This is a genomic window from Rhizobium sp. YAF28, from assembly GCF_052113285.1.
Taxonomy (GTDB): domain Bacteria; phylum Pseudomonadota; class Alphaproteobacteria; order Rhizobiales; family Rhizobiaceae; genus Rhizobium.
Window position 1 is genome coordinate 180,344 of record NZ_JBFRCX010000011.1, and the last position, 21,084, is coordinate 201,427.

Below are 21,084 nucleotides of genomic sequence, written 5' to 3' on the forward strand. Positions count from 1 at the left end.
TTACTTGTGAAGGGCGGCGCGCAGCGTATCGTTGGCGACGGAGATGGCGCCACGCACGGCCGGCGTTTCGGCAATCGCATTCAAGAGCACGAAATCGTGGATCGTGCCGTTGTAGCGGATCGATGTGACCTTCACGCCGGCCTGAGTGAGCTTGCGGCCATAGGCTTCGCCTTCATCGCGCAGCACGTCGTTTTCATCTGTGATGATGAGGGCCGGCGGCAGGCCGTTCAGCTGCTCGAGTGAGGCCTGCAGCGGCGAAGCGGTCGGATCCTTGCGCTTGGCTTCGTCCGGCAGGTAAGCGTTCCAGAACCACTTCATGGCCTCCCTGGTCAGCCACGGGCCATTGGCGAACTGGTTGTAGGAGCCAGTGTCGAAATTAGCGTCGGTGACAGGGTAGAACAGCACCTGCTGGTCGATAGCAGGACCGCCACGTTCCTTGGCAAGCAGCGTCACGACAGCCGCCATATTGCCTCCGACGCTATCGCCGGCAACGGCAAGACGGCTTGCATCCACGTGGAATTCCTTGGCATGATCGGCGACATATTTGGTGGCGGCATAAGCCTGTTCGATGGCGATCGGGTAACGCGCTTCCGGCGAACGATCATAGTCGACAAAGACGACAGCGGCTTTCGCGCCATTGGCAATTTCGCGCACCAGCCTGTCATGTGTATCGGCATCGCCCAATACCCAGCCGCCGCCATGGAAATACATAATCACAGGCAATGTGCCCTTAGCGCCCTCAGGGCGAACGACGCGCAGCTTGACACTGCCCGTCGGGCCGACCTTGATCACCTTATCCTCTTCCTGAGCCGCCAACTTCTTCACGTCGCCCTTCTGGGCACCGGCGAGAATGTTGCGGGCATCGGCAGGCGAGAACGTGTAGATCGGCTTGGAGCCGGCCAGGCTATCGATGAATTTCTGCGTTGTCGGTTCCAGTACCGGATCGGCAAACGCTCCAATGGCGGAAGCTGCCAGGATTGCTGCTGCGGAAACTGCGGTCTTGATCGTCGACATTGTCGTGTCCTCTTCGGGTTTGTTGCGTTCGTCCTGAACACGAGATTTATATCGCACACGACTAATTATCGCACGATAGAAATTATTACATAGCTGCCATGCATTAAAAGCGGTTACGATTATTTATCGCGCGATATAATATCCAGCGGTTTTGGAGATCGTGCCATGTCGAACCAACTGAAACTCGACAGTTTCATCTGCTTTGCCGTCTATACCGCAAGCCACGCCTTTAACCGCGTCTACAAGCCTCTGCTGGACGAACTCGGTCTCACCTATCCGCAATATCTGGCGATGGTTTCCCTTTGGGAAGAAGACGGCCAGACCGTCGGCGGCCTCGGTGAAAAGCTCTTCCTGGAATCGAGCACGCTGACCCCTCTCCTCAAGCGCCTGGAAACGGCAGGCTACATCCGCCGCGAACGCAGCAGGCAGGACGAGCGCGTCGTCGTGCTGCGCCTGACGGAGGAAGGCAAGCGGCTGAAGGAAAGAGCTGAGACCGTGCCGGGTTGCATCATCGACGCAAGCGGCCGCGGCGCGGATCAGCTTGCCCGGCTGCAGGCGGAGATCGTCGCGCTGCGGGAAGCGCTGAATAAGAGCACGTCTTGAGGTCTACCGGCGCGTCCGGAAGACCCACTCTGGCCCAAGCGGTAAGGCGACAACAAGAAGCGGACTAAGTCCGCCTCTTCTTGCCCTCGAAGGGATTGTCCGGCGACCGGTAATGGATCCGGATCGGTACGCTCGGCATATCGAAATCCGCCCGCAACCCGTTGATCAGATAGCGCGTATAGGATTCCGGCAGGGCATCCGACCGGGTACAGGACACCATGAAGGCCGGCGGGCGCGCCTTTACCTGCGTCATATATTTGAGCTTGATGCGGCGACCGGAAACGGCCGGTGGCGGATGCTGGACCTGCTGCTGCTCCAGCCAGCGATTGAGCTTGGCGGTGGAGATGCGCTTGTTCCAGACACGGTCCGTATCGATGATCGCCTGCATGAGCTTGTCGAGGCCCCAGCCGGTCTGGCCGGAGATCGGCACGGCGCGGATGCCGCGCGCTTGCGGCAGCAGCCGGTCGGTCTTTTCGCGCAGGTCGGCAAGCACGGCCTGGCGATCCTCGATCATATCCCACTTGTTGAAAGCGAGCACGGCCGCGCGGCCTTCGCGCAGCACGAGATCGACGATATGCAGATCCTGCTTCTCGAAGGGGATCGTCGCGTCGAAGACGATGACGACGGTCTCGGCAAAGCGGATGGCGCGCAGCCCATCGGCAACGGAAAGCTTTTCCAGCTTCTCGATCACCTTGGCCTTGCGGCGCATGCCGGCCGTGTCGAACATCTTGATGGTGCGGCCACGCCAGTCCCATTCCACCGAGATGGAATCGCGCGTAATGCCGGCTTCCGGTCCGGTCAGCAGCCGGTCTTCGCCGAGGAAGCGGTTGATCAGCGTCGACTTGCCGGCATTCGGACGACCGACAATTGCCACGCGCAGCGGCTTGGTGTCGTCATAGGCGGGCTCTTCGTCTTCTTCGCCCTCTTCACCGGTCGGCTGCGGCAGATCGACGTCGGTGACGGCAACATCGTCCTTCGACGGATAAGCGACATCCTCGCCGAGCGCGGCAACGATGGCGTCGCGCAGATCGAGCATGCCCTGCCCATGTTCGGCCGAAATCGGCACGGGTTCGCCAAGCCCCAGCGAATAGGCATCGTAGAAACCGCTGTCGGAACCGCGCGCCTCAGACTTGTTGGCAACGAGCACGACCGGCTTGCCGCGACGGCGCAGCATCTCGCCGAGCGCCGTATCGACCGGCGTCAGACCTGTTTTAGCATCGACGACGAAGAGCGATAGATCAGCCTCGTCGATTGCCGTCTCCGTCTGCTGGCGCATGCGGCCCTGCAGGCTCTCATCCGTCATCTCTTCGAGGCCTGCAGTATCGACAATTGTAAAACGCAGGTCGATTAGCCGCGCTTCACCCGGACGGCGGTCGCGGGTCACGCCCGGCGTATCATCGACAAGCGCAAGCTTCTTCCCGACCAGCCGGTTGAAAAGCGTCGACTTGCCGACATTCGGGCGTCCGACGATGGCGACCGTAAAACTCATTATTTTCCCTTAAGCTCAGCCCTGCGCGGCGGGCGCCTTGCCGGATGCGGTGATGAGATCAAGCATCATATGGGCACGATTGGCAACACCGCGCGGGCTGTCCACATCGTCGACGATCGACTGGAACCACTGGCGCGCCTGCGCCATGTTGCCGGCCTTGTAGGCTGCAAGACCGAGCGCCTCGCGCGCCGAGTGGCGAAAGGCATTGCCCGGAACGGCCATTTCCTCGACGGCGGCAGAAACCTGCTCATAGGCGCCGTTTTCGATCAGCAGCCAGCCGGCGCGCATCTTGGCGGCATCCTGCACGGCAGCAGGAACGGACTTATCCTTGGCGATGGTCTGGAAGGACGCGATCGCACCGGCATTGTCGCCCTTCTGCGACTGGACGGTCGCGGCGCGCATGCGCGCCAGGACCGGGTAAGCACCGTGGCCTTCCTTCTCCAGCTTGTCGAGAGCGGCGAGCGCCTCGTCAGTCTTGTTCTCGTCGGCAAGCTTCATCGCCGCCAGGAACTGGTCGCCGGCGCCGGAGGAACGGGTATTGTCCCAATATTCGTAGGCGACCTTGCCGATGGTTCCGAGCACGATGAGAACGGCAATGGCAATGATATAGCGTCCAAACCGGCGCACCGCGCCCTTCATCTGGTCGGAACGCAGTTCCTCATTGACTTCACGAATGAAGCTATCGTCGTTGAATGCCATTCTCGTCTCCGGCCGCGGATACCCATATACAATGCAAAACGCACATTGTCGGGCCTTCTACTCCATTTTGCAGCAGTTGTAAGGGGGATATCGCAGAATCGTCACGAAGCAAGCATCGGCAGCGGCGCGACACCGATCAGCCATTCGTGAACACGCCAGATCATCAGCGCCCAGACGACCACGCCGATGATGACGGCATAGATGTCATATTTGGCCGAAACGAAGATCGGCAGCATGATCTCGCCGCGGCGCTGGCGCCGCTTCAGCGAAATGCGCACCACCACGCCCCAGGCAAGGAATGCAGCAAAGAGCAGCACCGAATAGGCCTCGCCATTCGACAGAAGATGGGCCAACGCCCAGATCTTCACCGACAGAACGATCGGATGTTTCGTCTTCGTCTTGATATAACCGGCAGGCAGGAAACCGGCGACGAGACAGATCACTGCAATCAGCATCAGGGTGACGGTGAGATGCGCCATACCCATGGGTGGATTGTAAAGCATGCCGATCGGCTCGCTGCGAGCAACGCCAAAGGCATAGATCACGAAGATCAGCGTCAGAATGCTGGCAATCGAGTGGAAGGCGATCCAGGCGGGCTTGCCCACCCTGTCAATGATCGCCTGCCGGAAGCCCGGAACGACGACACGGATCAGATGCAGGCCGAGGAAGAGAATGAGGCTGAGGACGAGCAGAGCCATGATGATCTGGTTTTCCTATTTTGACGGTCAGCCATGAATTACCGGCAGACGGCGAAAAATGCCAGCAAGACCGCAGCTTCGCCGCATTTCTGTAACAGGAAAACCGCAATGCAAATTGTCGCGGTGCCCATGTTTCGTCTTATTTTTTCTGCGTCCCTCGCTCTCTCCTCGATTTTTCCTGCTGTTGCGGACGCCGCCGACAAGCCGAAACAGCTTGTCATCATCTCCTTTGACGGCGCGCACGACAATGCGCTCTGGCAGAAGAGCCGCGAGATGGCAGCCAAGAACGGCGCACATTTCACCTATTTCCTCTCCTGCACCTTTCTGATGAACCAGGAAGCCAAGCAGGCTTACCAGGCCCCTCATCAGAAACGTGGAAAATCCAATGTCGGCTTCGCACAGAGCGACGACGAAATCCGTGAACGCCTCGGCAATATCTGGCACGCTCACCTCGAGGGCCATGATATTTCCAGCCATGCCTGCGGCCATTTCGATGGCCGGCAATGGGGCGAGGCGGACTGGTCAGCCGAATATGCGACCTTCAAACAAACGTTGAAGAACGCCTGGAAAAGCGTCGGCCTGGAAGAGCCAGCCGGCTGGCAGGATCTCGTCGATCACGGCATCAAGGGGTTTCGCGCCCCTTACCTTTCGACCGGCGGCGGCGCGGACATGATCGCCGCCGAGAAGAAGGCCGGTTTTACCTATGATGCAAGCCTCGTCACCAGGGGGCCGGCCATGCCCGTCGAGGAAGACGGCGTCATCCGCTTCGGCCTGCCGCTCATTCCCGAAGGCCCTGGCGAAAAGCCAATCATCGGCATGGATTACAATCTCTTCGTTCGCCACTCCAAGGGCGAGGAGGATGCAGCTGACAGCGCCGCTTTCGAAGAGCGTGCCTATGCCGCCTTTAAGGAAGCCTTCGACAAGCAATATACCGGTAGCCGCATTCCCCTGCAGCTCGGCTTCCACTTCGTGGAAATGAACGGCGGCGCCTATTGGCGCGCGCTCGACAGGCTGGTCAGCGACGTTTGCCACAGATCAGATGTTGCCTGCGTCAGCTATTCCGAAGCGATCCCCATGATCGAGGCCCGCGGCAAGCTGCAGGAGACCTCCGGGTTGTAAGGCGCACTTACCGCTCAAACTGTTGGATATCAAAAACCACCTGCACCTATTGACTGCATCGAGCCTGCACTTCGATAAGCATTACCTCACAAATGCGTGGCAAGCATGGGAGGTAACGTCATGACATTTATTGAGAACCCGGAGTGCCTGGTTGACAAGGACGAATTTCCCGCCTGTGAAACTGGCTTTTTCACTTGGGATATCGTTGCGAACCTCCTCTATGGCGACGGAGCGGTCGCTGAAATGTTCGGACTTGATTTCGCCGAAACGGCAAGTGGCCTTCCACTCGAAGCCTATGTCGCCCGTATCCATCCGGAGGATCAGCCGGCCGCAGCCAAGATCATCCATGATACAATCCTGACGCAGGAGCCAGAGCAACAGAGCTACCGCGTACGTCGCGCCAACGGCTCCTTCCACCAGGTCATGGCATTTGGGCGATGCTTCCGCGACAAGAACGGCATTCCGTCTCTTTACGGCGGCATTGTCTTTCCACTTCCCGAGGAAGCGCCGGTGGCTACACCGCTGCTCGATCATTGTTTGGCGGCCTACGATATTGCCCTCAGGGAAGGCAACAGGGCCGTCGCCGACCATATTCTGGAGGCATTGATTGATATGGACCGGAAAAATACGGGCTGTACGCGCTCGAACTGACGATCCTCGTCGGATCCCCAAAAGAAAAGGGCCACCGAAGCGGTGGCCCTTACTCTTGTGATCAGCCGTCGACGTGGACGACACCGGCCTCGCGCTCCAGGTAGCGCTGGTCGATATCAGGCAGCGGCTCGTTGTCGATTGCCGCCTCGAAGGCCCTGAGACGCTTGTGGATGGAAAGCAGTTCGATGATCGTCGTCCAGGAATTGACGAGATATTGAAAGGAATTGCTGACCTGGCCGAAAGCGGTCGAGATCTGTTGGAAGATGCCGTAGGTGATGGCGCCCGCAACAAGAGTCGGCGTCATGAAGAAGTAGACAAAGAGATTGTCCGCCTGCAGATAAAACGAGCGGGCGATATTGAAATACATGTAGTGGAAATAGAGCGTAAAATAGTTTTTCCGCACCCTTGAGAACAGTTCCTGAACCGTTGGTGGCTGCGCTCGGTCGGCATGATCCTCGCCGTAGACCAATTCCTTGCGGTAGGCGGCCTCCACACGCTGGTTCTTGAAGTTCAGGCCAGGCAGCTTGATACCCGCGACAGCCAGCAGGACGGTACCGAAGGCCGACCAGAAGATAGCAAGCCAGAAAAGAGAGTTCGGCACTTCGCCGAGTATCGGCAGGCTCGTCACGTAATGTGAGAGCGCCAACATGATCGGCAGGAAGACGACCAGCGTCATCACCGAATTGATCAGGTTAATGCCGAGACCTTCCAGGGTGCTGGAAAAGCGCATCGTATCTTCCTGCACGCGCTGGGATGCGCCTTCGATGTGGCGAAGCTTTTCCCAATTGGCCATGTAGAAATTGTTCATCGCCGTCCGCCAGCGGAAGATGTAGTGGCTAGTGAAAAAGTCGGTCAGGATCGACACGAGCATGCTGAGGAACGCGATTTGCGCGAAGATCAGAAACAAGTCGTAGAAGTTTTCGACTGTGATACCCGGCTTCTTATTGAGCGCATTAACCAGCAGATCACCGAACGGCCGGCGCCAGTTGTTGATGACGACTGTGATCTGCACGCCAAAATAGGTCACGAAGATAATCAGCGCCGAGCCCCAGATGGACCACATCTTCCACGGATGGCTGAGTGCCTTCAAATGCCAGGCACCGCAAAAGATCAGCGCGGCTAAAAGGAAGTAGCCGTAAAACCAGAGATTTTCCGGCAGCAGAAAGAACGAGAGATCGATCGGTTGCTGCTCTTCAGGAACCGGCGCAAAACCAAGGGAAGCACCAAGACCGGCGGCGAAGAAATACCAGCCGAAAATTGCGGCCAACGTCCAGACTACGAGCGAAGTAAAGAACGCCTTTGGCTGGGGAAAGAAGGAATGGAACACGGGAGGATTTGCTTTCCTGAACTGGAGTCACGGAAGAGTGGCGAACCACTGATTGCCCGGAAATTAAGGCAGTTCGAAGAAAGCGGCAATGGGTTCAGCCCATTGTTACGCACTTGTAACCACTTAAGGGATTTTCTTCATCACAGGCATGACGAGTAGTGCGCAGAAAACCAGCACGATGGCAGCAATAATGGTCGGCAGCACGAAATTTCCGGTTGCCTCGGCGATCCACCCAGCAACGACTGGGCCGATAATCTGGCCGACACCGAAAGCCGCCGTCATCAGCGCCAGGATGCGGCGCGGGCTTTCCGGTGAGAGCCGGCGGCCGATCTGCAATCCATAGGCGGTGATGGCAAGGAAAGTGGCGCCGAACAGCGCGCCACCGATCAATGGTGCCACCGAATGCGGCAGTTCGACCGTTGCGAGCACGCCGATAGCCTCGATGATGAGCGCCGCGACATAGACGCCGCCAAGACCGAGCAAGCGCACGAAAGGCTTCCAGATGAACAGCGCGACCGTCGCCATCAGCCCCGCGATGAACCAGCAGAGGAACTCGACGATCGGCCCGGACGCGCTCGCGCGGGCGATGGCGACGAGGAACGTGGCGGTAATGACATAGCCGAAGCCGAACAAGCCATAGGACAGAGTCAGCAGCACCATCGGCCGGCTCCAGATTAGCGCCGGCTCCTTCACCTGCCCATTGTGCACCAGTGCCTTTGGCAGCAATGACCAGACGATAACGAGGCTGACCAGGCAGAAGAGCGCTCCACCGATCCAGTCCGCGCGCCAGCCGCCGGCCGCGTCGTCGAAAACGTAGCCGAGCGCAAGCACCATGACGGATGAAATCGCAATCCCCGCCCCCGGCCCGCCAAAATGCGTCGCCTGAACGTGATCATTGCCTGCAGCAGCACCATGGCTCAGCACGATTGCCGAACTGAAGACCAGCGTGAAGGCGCTCGCCACGCCCGCCAGGAAGCGGATGATGGCAAAGAGCAAGACTGAATCCGTCGCCGCCATGGCGGCCAGCAGGATTGCGGTCGCAAGCAACGAGAGAAGCGCCACCAACCGCTCGCGCCCCGCCGCCCAGCCATAGGCGGCAAGAACAGCGCCGACGAGATAACCGACGAAATTGGCGGAAGCGATGAAGCCCGCATCGGCGGCCGAAAGCGGCACGCCGACCATCATGCCGGGCAGGATCGGCGTGAAGGAAAAGCGCCCGAAACCCATGGCCGCCGCCATGGCGACGGCGCCTGCAAGCGCTGTGGTGAGGAGATCGACCGGCCGGTCGTTATTCGGAGCCAACATGGCTCGCTTATCGCGCTGCAACATTGGTGTCACAAGTGAGTAATTCTGATGGGTGCTTCAATTTCGCGAACAGATTTTTCGCGCTCACCTCTTGAACGACATATCTTACGATATATGTTTTACGACATAGTGAGCGATACATCAGATATAAAGGAGCATGTCGTGAGAGGTTTTCGAGGTGGTTTCGTCGGTGAGGCGATGCGTATGGGAATGGGCCGCAGGTTTTCCGCAGGCGAACTGCAGACGATTCTGCTGGCGCTTCTGGAAGAGCGTCCCAGCCACGGCTATGAGCTGATCAAGACGCTGGAAGAGCGCTCCGGCGGCCTTTACGTGCCGAGCCCAGGCGTCATCTATCCGGCACTGACCTATCTGGAAGAAACCGGACTGGCCGAAGTCGAAAACGACGGCGCAAAGAAGCTCTACAAGATCACCGAGACCGGCCGCCAGAAGGTGGAAGATAACCGCGCAGCGATCGACGAGACGCTTGCCAAGCTGGAGCGCGTTGCCGAGGGCATGGCCTTCGTCAACCGCATGTTCGACCCAGACCAGCCGCAGGGTGGCCATGGCAGAGGTGGCGGTGGCCGCAGCCAGCACCGCCGCGATCATGAGGACGATGAGTTCGGCCGCGACCACAGCAACGTACATGCCGCACGCCAGCTGCTGCGCTCAGCGCTACGCATGCGCCATCCCTGGTCGGCAAGCGAAGCCGTCAGGATATCAGGCATATTGGAGCGCGCTGCCATGGAGATCCTGCAGGGCGGCAAGACCGACCCGCAGCAGGAGTAATCTCACCTGACGAGCCCGGCCTAAATCGCCGCCCTCGTCAGCTTTCGGTTTTCAATAGACCGCCCGCAAGGCATCGGAACGCTTCGATGACCTTTGCCAGATAAGGATGAGGATCATTCTCTGCGGCGATCCAGAGTGCCGCATTGAGCGCCGCCCCATTGAGCAGGCGGGCGGCGGCCTCTGCATCGACTGACTTGACCGTGCCTTCATCGATCAGCGCCTGGATGGTCTGCGTCGTCGTGCGAAGGCAGGCATTCTGGCTCGGCCATTGCGAGGGATCTCCCAGCACCGCCGGCCCGTCGAGCAGCATGATGCGCTGGATTTCCGGCTCCAGCGACATCTCGATATAGGCGGTATATTCCGCCAATAGCCCGAGCCAGCTCGTCTCCGCCCGATCGCGCTCGATGCGCAACCGCTCCACCATCTCGCCATCGATCTGGTCGATGACGGCCTGCAGTAGGCCCTTTTTGTCTCCGAAATTATGATAGAGCGCGCCGCGCGTCAGACCGACATCGGCGGTCAAGTCGTCCATGGAGGCTGCCGCATAGCCTTTGACTGCGAAAGCCTTCCGGGCCGCATGGATAAGCTTCGCCCTCGTCTTCTCCATCATCTGTGCCCGGGTTTTTGCGGCCATTACCATCTCCAAAACTCACATACGCCCCGTATGCATATTGACATACGCGGCGTATCTCATGATATATCCACATACGGAGCGTATATCAATTGCGGCTCCGCGTAACGGGCCAACCCCGCACCCATAAAGGCCTCACCTCTCTCGACGAACGCAAGTTCGGCGATCGGTATCCTTTTGTCTGAACAGGAGTAAAACAATGACCAAGCGCAATGCGATTTTCCCCGCCGGCCGGCAGGCGCTCTATGAGATCAACCGCTATTCGGCGGCAATCCGCTCCGGTGACCTTCTCTTCGTCTCCGGCCAGGTCGGCAGCCGCGAAGACGGTTCGCCCGAGCCCGATTTCGCAAAGCAGGTACAGCTTGCCTTCGATAATCTGAAAGCCGTGCTGAAAGCTGCCGGCGCTACGTTCGACGACGTCGTCGACGTCACGACCTTCCACACCGATCCCGAGGCACAGTGGCCGGTAATTTCGGGCATCAGAATGAAGGAAATCGGCGAGGCGCCCTACCCGAACTGGACGGCCGTCGGCGTGAACTGGCTAGCCGGCTTCGATTTTGAGATCAAGGTCATCGCCCGCCTGCCGCAGGCCGCCTGACGCAGACATGAGCGTCGCGTATGAAGCGCGCGGCGCTCTACGAAATCTTCATGACCTCAAGTTCCTGATCGCCGACAGCAACGACATTGCCGACGGCCTTGCCCATGAGAATACGGGCAACCGGCGAAACATAGGAAATCGACCCGGTTTTCGGATCGGCTTCATCCTCTCCGACGATGCGATATGTCTGGACCCGCCCATCGTCACGGCTGAAGGTTACAGTGCTTCCGAAGGCAACGATTTCAGTCGAAGCCGGAGCAGGAACGAGCTGGGCTGTGCGGACGCGTTCGACAAAATAACGCAGATCACGCAGCGGATTTGCTGCCTGCCGCCGCCGCTCATTGACGTCCTCGATCGTGCTCGCAGCCTCATAGGCTTGCCGCGCTTCCTGCACTTGCAGTTCCAGCGCCTTTAGCCCTGCATCAGTCACGAGATTTGGATGAGGAGAAATCGTGCGATCTGGCAGCAGCGTTTCCGCTGCGGTTTCGGCACTTTCTTCCTTGGTAAAGGCAACAGCCATCTCGACCTCCAACAGTGAAGGGCGTTGCCCCTCAAGCCGCCAATGTCAGAATAATCGGCCCGTTGCGGGTTGCAACGACGGTATGTTCATACTGCACCGTCGGGGCCTTGGGATCGGCATAAAGCGTCCAAGCGTCATCTCCACCTTCTGCCCATGTTGCGCCGAGCGACAGGAAAGGCTCGACGGTAAAGACGAGGCCTTCCGTCATCATGCGCCGTTCGGAGGGATCCGGCCAGGTGGAAAGCTCGGCCGGCTCTTCATGCAGCGAGCGGCCGACGCCGTGGCTCGCAAGATTGGCGACGAGCGTATAGCGGTTCTTCTGCGCGAAGGCGCCGACGGCATTGCCGATCTTTGCCAGCGGCTCGCCAGCCTTGATCTGGTTGAGACCGACCCAGAGCGCCCGCTTGCCGTCCCGGCAGAGCCTCTCAATCCTCGATTTGACCGGCGGCACGGCGAAGGAGGCGCCGGTATCGGCAAAGAAGCCGTCCTTTTCCGCCGAAACATCGATATTGACGAGATCGCCCGGTCGGATGACCCGCGGCCCGGGAATGCCGTGGGCGATTTCCTCGTTGACGCTGATACAGGTCGCGCCCGGAAACTGGTAGCAGAATTCCGGAGCGGAACGCGCGCCGGAATCTTCCAGCACCTTGCGGCCGATCTGGTCGAGTTCCAGCGTCGTCATGCCCGGCTCCATGGCCGCCGCCATCACCTGTATGGCATTGGCACAGATGCGGCCGATATCCTTGAGCTTGGTAAGTTCTTCGTCGTTCTCGATAACCATAGACCGTTCCGGATTTTACCCGAGAGCGACAGGCTCTGCGTCAAGCCGTGGCTTTCGCGCCTTCGGAAGCCTCAGTCAATGCCTTTCTGACGATCGGCGCCACTTTTGTACCGTAGAGTTCGATCCCGCGCATGATCTGGTCATGCGGCATCAGGCCGATCGCCATCTGCAGCAGGAAACGGTCGTTGCGGAAAACCTTGTGTGCGGCAATGATCTTCTCGGCCACGAGTTCGGGATCGCCGAGGAAGAGATTGCCGGTCGGGCCGCGTGACATGTCGAACTGCGCCCGGCTCGTCGGACCCCATCCGCGCTCGCGGCCGATGCGGTTCATCACTTCGGCCTGCGGGCCGTAAAACTGGTCTGCTGCAGCCTCAGTCGTATCGGCAATGAAACCATGCACGTTGATGCTGGTCTTCAGCTTCGCCGCATCCTGCCCTGCCCGGCGAGCAGCTTCCCGATAGAGATCCAACAATGGCGCAAAGCGCGGATATTCGCCGCCGATGATGGCAAGCGCCACCGGCAGGCCGAGAGCGCCCGCGCGGGCAACGGATTGCGGCGTACCGCCCACCGCGATCCACAGCGGCAACGGATCCTGCAGCGGTCGCGGGTAGACGCCGCGTCCCTGGATCGGCGCACGAAGCTCGCCTTTCCAGTTGACGACCTCGTTATCGCGCAGGGCCAGAAGAAGATCGAGCTTCTCCTCGAAGAGCTGGTCGTAATCTTCGAGATTGTAGCCGAAGAGCGGGAAGGATTCGATGAAGGAGCCGCGCCCCGCCATGATTTCAGCACGGCCATTGGAGATCAGGTCGAGCGTCGCAAATTGCTGGAACACCCGCACCGGATCGTCGGAGGAAAGAACCGTGACGGCGCTGCTGAGGCGAATGTTCTTCGTCTTCGCAGCAGCCGCCGCCAGCGCAACCACCGGCGCCGAGGCCACATAATCAGGCCGATGATGTTCGCCGAGCCCGAAGACATCGAGCCCGACCTGATCGGCAAGCTCGATCTCTTCGATCAGATGCTTGATCCGCTCGGCCCCCTCCTCTCCCTTGCTGCGGGACGGGTTGGGATTGACGTCTGCGAATGTATAAAGGCCCAATTCCATGGTCGGCATCCTGTTTGACTTGCCCCTGAGATAAGGTCCGGCAGGGCTTGGAGCAAACGGAAATTCTGGAATGGATCGTTCGATAAAGTTGATAGCCGCGTCAGGCGGACGACACCCGGGTATCGATGATTTCGATGCCCATTCACTGAGAGTCGCAAGACGCGGTATCCCATGGACACACGGCTTACTTTACCACCGACCGCCCCGCCTCTTCCTGCATCTTGTCGATCTGCCGGCGGATATGGGCCGCTTCCGCAGCCGAATGGGCAAGTGCAATCGCGCGGTCGAAGGCGATCCGTGCCTGGGCGATGCGGCCGAGCTGTTTCAAGAGATTGCCGTGCAGGCCGTGATAATAGAAGTAACCGTCGAGCTTTTCGCCGAGCGGCTCCATGAGGTCGAGCGCCGCCTGCGGGCCATGAAGTTTGGAAATGACGACAGCGCGGTTCAGTGTCACGACAGGTGATGGCTGGACACGTTCGAGCGCACGATAAAGCAGATCGATTTCCACCCAGTCGGTATCCTCGGCGCGTTTGGCACGGGAATGAACGGCAGCGATTGCCGCCTGTAACTGATAGGGACCAGGCTTGCGGTGACGCAGCGCCTTGTCGAGCAGCGCCAACGCCTCGTTGATGAACGGCTGGTTCCAGAGCGAGCGGTCCTGATCCTCGAGCAGCACGATCTCGTCTTCGGCACTGAAGCGCGCCTGCCGGCGGGAAATCTGCAGCAGCATCAGGGAAAGCAGCCCCATCAGTTCCGGTTCGGCGGGGAAGATATGCAGTATCAGCCGCGCCAGCCGGATCGCCTCATCGCTAAAGGCTGCCGCCTCCTGCTCCGGATCAGCCTGGCTGTAGCCCTCATTGAAGATCAGATAGATCATCGTGCTGACGATTATCAGTCGCTCGGCCCTCTCCTGCGGGCTGGGCGTCTCGAACGGCACGCCAGCCTTTGCCACCCGCGCCTTGGCTCGAGTGATGCGCTGCTCCATGGCGCTTTCGGAGACGAGGAAGGCACGGGCAATCTGCGTCACCGACAGGCCGGAGACGATGCGCAGGGCCAGCGCGATCTGCTGGGTGGCCGGCAGGTCCGGATGGCAGCAGATGAAAAGCAATCGCAGGATATCGTCGCGATAATGGGAATCGTCCAGCCGGTCGGCGATGTCGCTTTCAGCGTCCTCTTTATCTGAAATCTGGTCCTCGTCCGGCAGCGCCTGGATCTTCGCCCGCTTGCGCACCGCATCGATGCCGCTGTTGCGGCCGACGAAGATCAGCCACGCGGTCGGATCGCGCGGCGGCCCCTTTTCCGGCCATGTCCGGATCGCCCTCAGGCACGCCTCCTGAAACGCTTCCTCCGCCGTATCGAGATTGCGGAAGTAGCGCAGCAGCGCACCGAGCGCCTTCGGCCGGGCCGAGGCAAGCGCGAGGTCGATCCAGGCAATGTCTGTCATGATGCTGTATCTCCCGGCCGGAATGTGTAGAACGGCCGAATTTCGTAAGAGGTGGAACCAGGATTGACCGCCGAAAGCTGTTTCGTGAAGCCGATCGCCTCATCCAGCGTTTCGAAATCAACCGTATAGAAGCCGAGAAGCGCCTCCTTCGTTTCAGCAAACGGACCATCGACAACGAAGGCCTCGTCCCTGCCCTTGCGCACAGTCGTTGCCGTCGTCGTCGGCATCAGCCGGCCGGTCGGGCCGAGCTTGCCGGCAGCGGCGAGCGGCTCGATCACGGCATGGAGATTTCCCATGACGGCAGCCTCTTCCTCCTCGGTCCAGGCGAAGACGGTTTCCTCATTGGCGTAGCAAAGGATTGCGTAAAGCATCGGTAGCTCCTCTTTCCGAATGACGAAGGAGTAACCGTTTGGCCGACAGGCCGCATCAAAAAATTACGAATGGGAAAATTGGTAAATCTGATGAATGCAGCGCGGTTAACTATCCACAAGGGCTCTGCAATCGCCGCCATTGAGTTGCCCAATTTGATCCAGAGAGCTCTGCGCGCTTTCCATCACCTTTCCATTCGAGAACCCATGAACAAATCTCAGAGACTTCTCGTTGCGCTTGCCACCCTCGTGTTGTCGACGCAGGCTGCCCATGCCGCCCCCGCCCCGGAAAACTTCCTCTATATGGGCTCCGGCGACCTCGCCGCCGCAAAGGCGAGGCTCGCCCGGCCCGATATCAGTGGCGTACAGGTCGTCTATAATTGGAAGAGCCTGGAAACGGCGAAGGGCCAGTATGATTTTTCGGCAATCGAGCAGGACCTGGCCATTGCCAAAAGCCTCAACAAGAAGATGTTTATCCAGGTGCAGGACCGCTTTTTTGATCCGAAGGCGCGCAACATACCGGACTACATGCTGACCGAACCGGAATATGACGGTGGCCTGACCCCGCAATTCGACAATCCCGGCGAGAACAAGCCCGTCGGTTCCGGCTGGGTCGCCCAGCAGTGGAACCCCGCCGTTCGCGAACGGTACCAGGCGCTGCTGAAGGCGCTTGCCGAAAAGTTCGACGGCGAGGTCTACGGCATCAACCTGCCGGAAACTTCTATCGATCTCGATCCCAAGCATGAGCCGAAGGGTTTCTCGTGCGACGCCTATTTCTCCGCCGAGATGAAGAACCTTGCGTTCGCCCGCAAGGCCTTCGAAAAGTCACTGGTCGTGCAATATGTGAACTTTTGGCCCTGCGAATGGGAGAACGACCACAATTACATGGGCCGTCTCTTCGATTACGCCGCCAAGAACAATGTCGGCCTCGGCGGCCCCGATATCGTGCCGAACCGCAAGGCGCAGATGAAGAACTCTTACCCCTTCTTCAACAAGTACAAGGGCAAGCTCTCCTATGTCGGCCTCGCCGTGCAGGAACCGACGCTGACCTACAAGAACCCGGCGACCAAGAAGCCTTTCACCAAGGAAGAGTTCACCGCCTTCGCCCAGGACTATCTCGGCGCCAACGTGATCTTCTGGAGCACGGCGACACCCTGGCTGAAGAAATGACGGGAACCCGAGCCTCGTCGGCAGCTATTGCGGTTTGCTGACCACGGCTTCGGCTCCTGCATGCCCCTCTCCTGCCGCAACCGCAATTTTGGCGACCGGCTGGGGAGGACGCTTGAAGACAAGCTTGATCGCGCCTCGGCCGCCGGCCTTGCCTCCAGTGCCGAGAATACTGATCTGCCCTTCCGAACTGATTTCCACAGAAAGCTCGATCTGATCGAGTGAAAGATCGGGCTTCTCCAACGTATGGCTAAAGACATACTGGACGACCTCGACGAGATTGGAAACCTGATCGCGCAACCCATCGGCACTGAGCGTGATCGTCCGGAAGAGCCCGCCATCAGAGCGAGCGCCGAAACCGCCGCCCACGTCTTCGCTGCCCCTTGCGCCGCTCGCAACAAGGGGTTCGGCGTCGGTAATAACCTGGATCTGCCTGTCCATCGTAATTCAGCTCCCTTTGCACTCAGACTTCACACACGATCCTGAAACCGATCCGTCCGGACCAGCCTCGGGAGGTTTCATTCACGCGATCCCTGTAAGCCGACCGGCAAATGGCCGGATTGTGCGACCATGAACCGCCGCGAAGCACATGAAGGTCCATCCGGCCGCCCACATAGGGACTGCCATTATCCGGAATGTCCTCGAGCCGGTCGCTCCAGTTGTCGCTGCAATATTCCCAGACGTTGCCATGCATCTCGAAGAGACCAAAGCGGTTCGTCGGGTAGGACCGTACCGGTTTTGTCTGGCCGATGAAGATGCCGGCAGGGCCGCTGCCATAGGCGCCATCAGGATAAACATTTCCATCATAGGCGAGGTCGGAGATGTCTCTTCCGTCGCTCACCCCGCAGACCGCGCCACCCGTGCCGCAATAATTGGCGAGCTTCGGCGTCAGGGTCTGTCCAAAATGAAAGGGTGTCGTCGTACGCGCCCGGCACGCATATTCCCATTCGGCCTGGCTCGGCAGACGGTAGGTGTGGCCGGTCCATGCCGAAAGCCGTGCGCAGAATTCCCACGCATGCTGCCAGGTGATCGTCTCTACCGGCAGGTCGTCCCCCTTGAAGGAGGATGGATCGACCGGCATCGCCCAGCGGATCGTGCTGGGTCGCGCCAGCACGACACTGCGCCACTGTGCCTGCGTAATCGTCGTTCGGCTGATCGCGAAATGTCCGACCTTGACGAACATAGGTCCCTCGTCGTCGCTGCGCAACAATTCTCCGTCGGGCGATCCCATGGTGAATTCGCCGGCCGGTATCATGCTGAATTCGATGGCGTTATCGCCACCAAGCGGCTGATCGAAACAATTTGCCTGCTGCCAGGCCGTCGGCTGCGGCCTGCCCTCGCTATCCACCGTTTCAATCTGCAGCATCTCTTCCCGAAGCACGGGAAATCGCGGCTTCATCAGCCGAGGCAGAACCAGAAGGCCCCCGCCAACAGCAAGCGCGGCAGCCCCGGCGGCCGCACCAATCACCAGCCTGCGCCGTGAGGTCTTCACAGTCTGATCGTCCGGCGGCAGCGGAGGTGTAGGGGGATCTGGCGCCGGCGGCTCGGGCTTCTTTGGCTGTGCCGCCAGATGTTCGAACTTCAGCGCGATACGCCTGATGGCAGCTCTCGATTGCGCGTCCGTAGGCTCGACCGCGTTGATCCGCCACCAGAGCTGCTCGGCAAGCGCCAGATCGTCATTGGCCTCCGCCTCCAGCGCCTCCAGTTTGAGCGGCTCCAGGTCTTCCGGCAGGGCAATGTCCGGCAACAGAATGAAATGCCGTTTGGACAGGGGTTCGGCAAAAGTGCACGGCGTCTGCCGCGGCTTGCCGTGCAGCCGGCATATTTCCGGCACGCGCGTCTGAAGATAGGCATCCAGCCGCTCGACGGTTGCGCAGTTCTGCTCTCCATGCAGCCGCAGCCCTTCGATCAACCCGTAAGTGAACGCTCCGTGCCCCAGGTCATCGATCTCGTAGGAAAATTCGGTGGGACTGCAGGAGCAGATCGTCACCGTGCCGCGCTGGTTGTCCAGACCGACACCCTGACCGTCGCGCGCTCCTTCGTTGCGACAGGCATCGAGCAATAGAACGACGTTTTCGGCGCCGCTTTTACGCAGCCTTTCGACGACATATCTCACGGGTATGCCGGTTTCCTCGACATTGCCCGGATCCGCATCCAGCGGCAGGATATAGTCCTGGTCGCGCTCGCGCCGGCCATGACCCGCGAAGAAGAACCAGAGATTATCGCTCGGCTGCAGAAACGGTTGTTCGAAGCGCACGCGCAGGAACCGCATAAGATTGCCGAATGTCGGCCGTGAATGCAGCGTCTGCCCAAAATCCGCCTTTAGCGGCGGTGCGTCCTCGGCAAGGAAATAGACGTTCTTGAAATGGAGCGTGTCCTTGAAAAAGTCATTCACAGCCTCGGCATCCCGCCGGGCACAATCGAGCGGCTTCAGACTGTCATAACTGTTGATGCCGATGCAGACGGCCCAGTTTTCGCTCATTCCGACGGCTCACCCCCATAAGCAAAATTGGCCAACATCGCGCATCATTCTTCAGTTGCCCATAGAGCCGCCCGGTCCGCCCATGCTGCCATTATCGTTCGATCCACCCATACCGCCATTGCCACTCGATCCAGAAGAGGAACTCGAATTGCTCATGCTGCCCATATCCGATCCACTGCGGTTGCGCTCGGCCGTGTCGGAACGAAGTGCGGACAAGGGGCATGCCCATAATGTCCTGCTGCGGATCTGAACCCGCTGACAACTTGCATATGGCCGCGACGTAGGCCGCCCATCCATCGTGAAGGCTGCGAAATACTTCGCCTGCACGCGCGTCTGCGCATAGAGCAAAGTCGGCCCAACAATGTCTGACAGCAGAGACAGTACAAGTGCAGTCGCTATTGGGTGTATGCTGTTCATGGCATTATCCCCCACAGATGCAGCGCAAGAGTATAAGCCAATACCTTAGGAAATTCTACATTAAAGCGTATATTTTTCCACACCACAAAATAGAGTTGTTTTAATTTGGGAGACGAAAGAGGCAGACGGCATCGACGCCGCCTGCCTGAGACTTAACCGATCCAGGCTGAATTGCGGATCACGCTGCAGAAATTGCCTCCGTGGAAATGCGGATCCTTATCAGCCAGTACATCCGCCTTCACATTGCCGAAGGTCGTTTCCGGCTTGTGCATGATGCCGTCATAGAAAGTCTGGAGGATATCCTCCTTGAAATGCCGCGTGCGCGGATGGGCATGCACCACCGCCTCGCGGTCGGAATCATGGAAGCCGTGATAGTCGATCCCGAGCACGTCCATTTCCACACCCGCCGTCACCAGGGCTACGACCGGATGCATGTGCTGCGGAATGCCGGGCGTCGTGTGCAGCGCAATCGCCGTCCAGACCGTATCGATATCGGCCTGCGCGATACCGTAACTCTTCAAGAAATCACGGGCGGCATTGGCGCCATCGACCTCGAAACGCTCATGCTCCGAACTGTGCCGATGCGTCAGCCCCATATCGTGGAACATGGCGCCGGCATAAAGCAGTTCGGGATCGAAGTGCAGTCCGCGGCGCTTGCCCGCAAGCGCACCAAAATAGAAGACACGGCTGGAGTGGTGGAAGAGCAGCGGCGACTCCGTGTCCCTGACAACTTCGGTAATGTCGCGTGCCAGCTTGCTGTCGGGAATACTGATATCGCCTATTGTCAATGTCATCGTCTTTCTCCTTGCTGGTGAATGTCAGGGAGAGTAAAAGCTGCCAACGATGGCAGCAATAGACGCTATCCGTCATTTCCTGCCAAAACCATTCCGATGCGGACATGAGGCCATCAGATGAAACCCAGGAACATCGCCATCCTCGCCGTTCCCGGCGTCCAGCTTCTGGATGTCTCCGGCCCGCTCGACGTCTTCGCCGAAGCTAATCTGCAAAGCGGCACGGAAGCCTATCGACCCATCGTCATCGCCAGCAGCCACGGCCATATCCGCAGCTCCTCCGGTGTGCGGTTGGTCGCCGATTACACGATCGAAGATGAGATCGGTCCGCTGGATACGCTTCTCGTCGCCGGCTGCCCGAACGCGGCTGAGATCAGACCCGATGCAAGGCTGCTGGATTGGCTCGGCAAGACCGCACCGCGCGCCCCGCGCTACGGTTCAGTCTGCAGCGGCGCATTTCTGCTCGCCGCTGCAGGATTGCTCGACGGCCGGCGAGTAACGACCCATTGGGCTGTCACCGAGAGGCTGAGGGAGGCCTACCCTTCGGTGACTGTCGAGGAAGATGCCATCCATGTAGCCGATGGAGAATTGAGGACAGCGGCTGGCGTCACTGCAGGACTGGATCTTGCCCTCTCCCTCGTCGAAGAGGATCTCGGTCGCGATGTGGCGATGCGCACCGCCGCCCAGCTCGTCATGTTCTTCAAGCGCCCCGGCGGCCAGATGCAATTCAGCCGCAAAGGTGAAGGCGCCCCCGCCGGACGCTCGGCATTGCAGGAGGTGCAGCGCTGGGTCGCAGCCAATCCGGCTGCCGATCACAGTGTGGTGGAACTGGCCCGCCGGATGGAACTGAGCCCACGCCATTTCGCCCGCCTTTTCCGCGAAGAGGTCGGAATGACACCGGCAAGCTGGGTCGAATTCACTCGTATCACGGCTGCCCGTCGCCTGCTCGAAAGCGGCCACGCGCCGAAACAGGTGGCAAGCGCATGCGGCTTTGCCGATGACGATACGCTACGCCGGGCCTTCACGCGCCATCTCGGCGTGACGCCGGCGGAATACCGCAAGCAGTATGCTCATATGAGCTCGCCAAACTGA

General features: G+C 59.5%; 22 protein-coding genes. 7 read left to right on the top strand and 15 right to left on the bottom strand.

From position 1 onward, the window contains the following. Positions 1–1,014, bottom strand: a complete 1,014-nt coding sequence (locus tag AB4Z13_RS24645; RefSeq protein ID WP_113321961.1) for an alpha/beta hydrolase — start codon at positions 1,012–1,014, stop codon at positions 1–3. Between the two features lie 165 nt (positions 1,015–1,179). On the opposite strand from AB4Z13_RS24645, the gene AB4Z13_RS24650 reads away from it, so the two are divergent. Next, a complete protein-coding gene (locus tag AB4Z13_RS24650; RefSeq protein ID WP_113321960.1) occupies positions 1,180–1,617 on the top strand; it encodes a MarR family transcriptional regulator in 438 nt (145 codons plus the stop codon). A 64-nt stretch (positions 1,618–1,681) separates the two neighbouring features. Here the strand turns inward: AB4Z13_RS24650 and der are convergent, their stop codons facing one another. From der to AB4Z13_RS24665, 3 genes are all read right to left on the bottom strand, one after another. Continuing rightward, positions 1,682–3,106, bottom strand: coding sequence for a ribosome biogenesis GTPase Der (gene der, locus AB4Z13_RS24655; RefSeq protein ID WP_113321959.1), 1,425 nt, complete (start codon positions 3,104–3,106; stop codon positions 1,682–1,684). Between the two features lie 15 nt (positions 3,107–3,121). Continuing rightward, complete coding sequence (locus tag AB4Z13_RS24660; RefSeq protein WP_113321958.1) at positions 3,122–3,805, bottom strand: tetratricopeptide repeat protein; 684 nt, start codon at positions 3,803–3,805, stop codon at positions 3,122–3,124. A 101-nt stretch (positions 3,806–3,906) separates the two neighbouring features. Further along, positions 3,907–4,503 (bottom strand): NnrU family protein, encoded by a 597-nt coding sequence (locus AB4Z13_RS24665; RefSeq protein WP_113321957.1) that lies wholly within the window; start codon positions 4,501–4,503, stop codon positions 3,907–3,909. A gap of 129 nt (positions 4,504–4,632) precedes the next feature. Here AB4Z13_RS24665 and AB4Z13_RS24670 point away from each other — a divergent pair, with 129 nt between their 5' ends. After that, positions 4,633–5,622, top strand: a complete 990-nt coding sequence (locus tag AB4Z13_RS24670) for a polysaccharide deacetylase (RefSeq protein ID WP_113322020.1) — start codon at positions 4,633–4,635, stop codon at positions 5,620–5,622. Positions 5,623–5,742: 120 nt separating this feature from the next. Continuing rightward, positions 5,743–6,273, top strand: a complete 531-nt coding sequence (locus tag AB4Z13_RS24675) for a PAS domain-containing protein (RefSeq protein ID WP_113321956.1) — start codon at positions 5,743–5,745, stop codon at positions 6,271–6,273. 61 nt (positions 6,274–6,334) lie between these two features. Here the strand turns inward: AB4Z13_RS24675 and sbmA are convergent, their stop codons facing one another. Both sbmA and AB4Z13_RS24685 read right to left on the bottom strand, forming a co-directional pair. Beyond that, on the bottom strand, positions 6,335–7,600 hold the full coding sequence (gene sbmA, locus AB4Z13_RS24680) for a peptide antibiotic transporter SbmA (RefSeq protein WP_113321955.1): 1,266 nt from the start codon (positions 7,598–7,600) through the stop codon (positions 6,335–6,337). 123 nt (positions 7,601–7,723) lie between these two features. After that, complete coding sequence (locus AB4Z13_RS24685) at positions 7,724–8,905, bottom strand: YbfB/YjiJ family MFS transporter (protein ID WP_113321954.1); 1,182 nt, start codon at positions 8,903–8,905, stop codon at positions 7,724–7,726. A 162-nt stretch (positions 8,906–9,067) separates the two neighbouring features. Between AB4Z13_RS24685 and AB4Z13_RS24690 the strand changes: the two genes are divergently transcribed. Continuing rightward, positions 9,068–9,691, top strand: a complete 624-nt coding sequence (locus tag AB4Z13_RS24690; protein ID WP_113321953.1) for a PadR family transcriptional regulator — start codon at positions 9,068–9,070, stop codon at positions 9,689–9,691. 37 nt (positions 9,692–9,728) lie between these two features. Here AB4Z13_RS24690 and AB4Z13_RS24695 read toward each other — a convergent pair whose 3' ends face one another. Then, a complete protein-coding gene (locus AB4Z13_RS24695) occupies positions 9,729–10,325 on the bottom strand; it encodes a TetR/AcrR family transcriptional regulator (RefSeq protein ID WP_113321952.1) in 597 nt (198 codons plus the stop codon). A 196-nt stretch (positions 10,326–10,521) separates the two neighbouring features. Between AB4Z13_RS24695 and AB4Z13_RS24700 the strand changes: the two genes are divergently transcribed. Next, positions 10,522–10,920, top strand: coding sequence for a RidA family protein (locus tag AB4Z13_RS24700; protein ID WP_113321951.1), 399 nt, complete (start codon positions 10,522–10,524; stop codon positions 10,918–10,920). A gap of 37 nt (positions 10,921–10,957) precedes the next feature. On the opposite strand, the gene greA is transcribed toward AB4Z13_RS24700, so the two are convergent. The 5 genes from greA to AB4Z13_RS24725 form a co-directional block, all read right to left on the bottom strand. Then, positions 10,958–11,440 (bottom strand): transcription elongation factor GreA, encoded by a 483-nt coding sequence (gene greA, locus AB4Z13_RS24705; RefSeq protein WP_442207021.1) that lies wholly within the window; start codon positions 11,438–11,440, stop codon positions 10,958–10,960. A gap of 31 nt (positions 11,441–11,471) precedes the next feature. After that, positions 11,472–12,221: a type I methionyl aminopeptidase gene (gene map, locus AB4Z13_RS24710; protein WP_442207022.1), complete on the bottom strand. Its 750-nt coding sequence runs from the start codon at positions 12,219–12,221 to the stop codon at positions 11,472–11,474. A 40-nt stretch (positions 12,222–12,261) separates the two neighbouring features. Next, positions 12,262–13,323, bottom strand: a complete 1,062-nt coding sequence (locus tag AB4Z13_RS24715; RefSeq protein WP_442207023.1) for an LLM class flavin-dependent oxidoreductase — start codon at positions 13,321–13,323, stop codon at positions 12,262–12,264. Between the two features lie 184 nt (positions 13,324–13,507). Further along, entirely contained in the window at positions 13,508–14,767 is a 1,260-nt protein-coding gene (locus AB4Z13_RS24720; RefSeq protein WP_442207024.1) for an RNA polymerase sigma factor, read from the bottom strand. Then, positions 14,764–15,138, bottom strand: coding sequence for a YciI family protein (locus tag AB4Z13_RS24725; protein WP_113325623.1), 375 nt, complete (start codon positions 15,136–15,138; stop codon positions 14,764–14,766). The genes AB4Z13_RS24720 and AB4Z13_RS24725 overlap by 4 nt, the downstream gene beginning before the upstream one ends. 204 nt (positions 15,139–15,342) lie before the next feature. Here AB4Z13_RS24725 and AB4Z13_RS24730 point away from each other — a divergent pair, with 204 nt between their 5' ends. Further along, complete coding sequence (locus tag AB4Z13_RS24730; protein ID WP_442207025.1) at positions 15,343–16,305, top strand: hypothetical protein; 963 nt, start codon at positions 15,343–15,345, stop codon at positions 16,303–16,305. 24 nt (positions 16,306–16,329) lie between these two features. On the opposite strand, the gene AB4Z13_RS24735 is transcribed toward AB4Z13_RS24730, so the two are convergent. The 3 genes from AB4Z13_RS24735 to AB4Z13_RS24745 form a co-directional block, all read right to left on the bottom strand. Continuing rightward, positions 16,330–16,743: a Pepco domain-containing protein gene (locus tag AB4Z13_RS24735; protein WP_442207026.1), complete on the bottom strand. Its 414-nt coding sequence runs from the start codon at positions 16,741–16,743 to the stop codon at positions 16,330–16,332. Between the two features lie 22 nt (positions 16,744–16,765). Then, positions 16,766–18,784: an SUMF1/EgtB/PvdO family nonheme iron enzyme gene (locus AB4Z13_RS24740; RefSeq protein ID WP_442207027.1), complete on the bottom strand. Its 2,019-nt coding sequence runs from the start codon at positions 18,782–18,784 to the stop codon at positions 16,766–16,768. Between the two features lie 569 nt (positions 18,785–19,353). Continuing rightward, a complete protein-coding gene (locus AB4Z13_RS24745) occupies positions 19,354–19,995 on the bottom strand; it encodes an HD domain-containing protein (protein ID WP_442207028.1) in 642 nt (213 codons plus the stop codon). A gap of 117 nt (positions 19,996–20,112) precedes the next feature. On the opposite strand from AB4Z13_RS24745, the gene AB4Z13_RS24750 reads away from it, so the two are divergent. After that, complete coding sequence (locus AB4Z13_RS24750; protein WP_442207029.1) at positions 20,113–21,084, top strand: GlxA family transcriptional regulator; 972 nt, start codon at positions 20,113–20,115, stop codon at positions 21,082–21,084.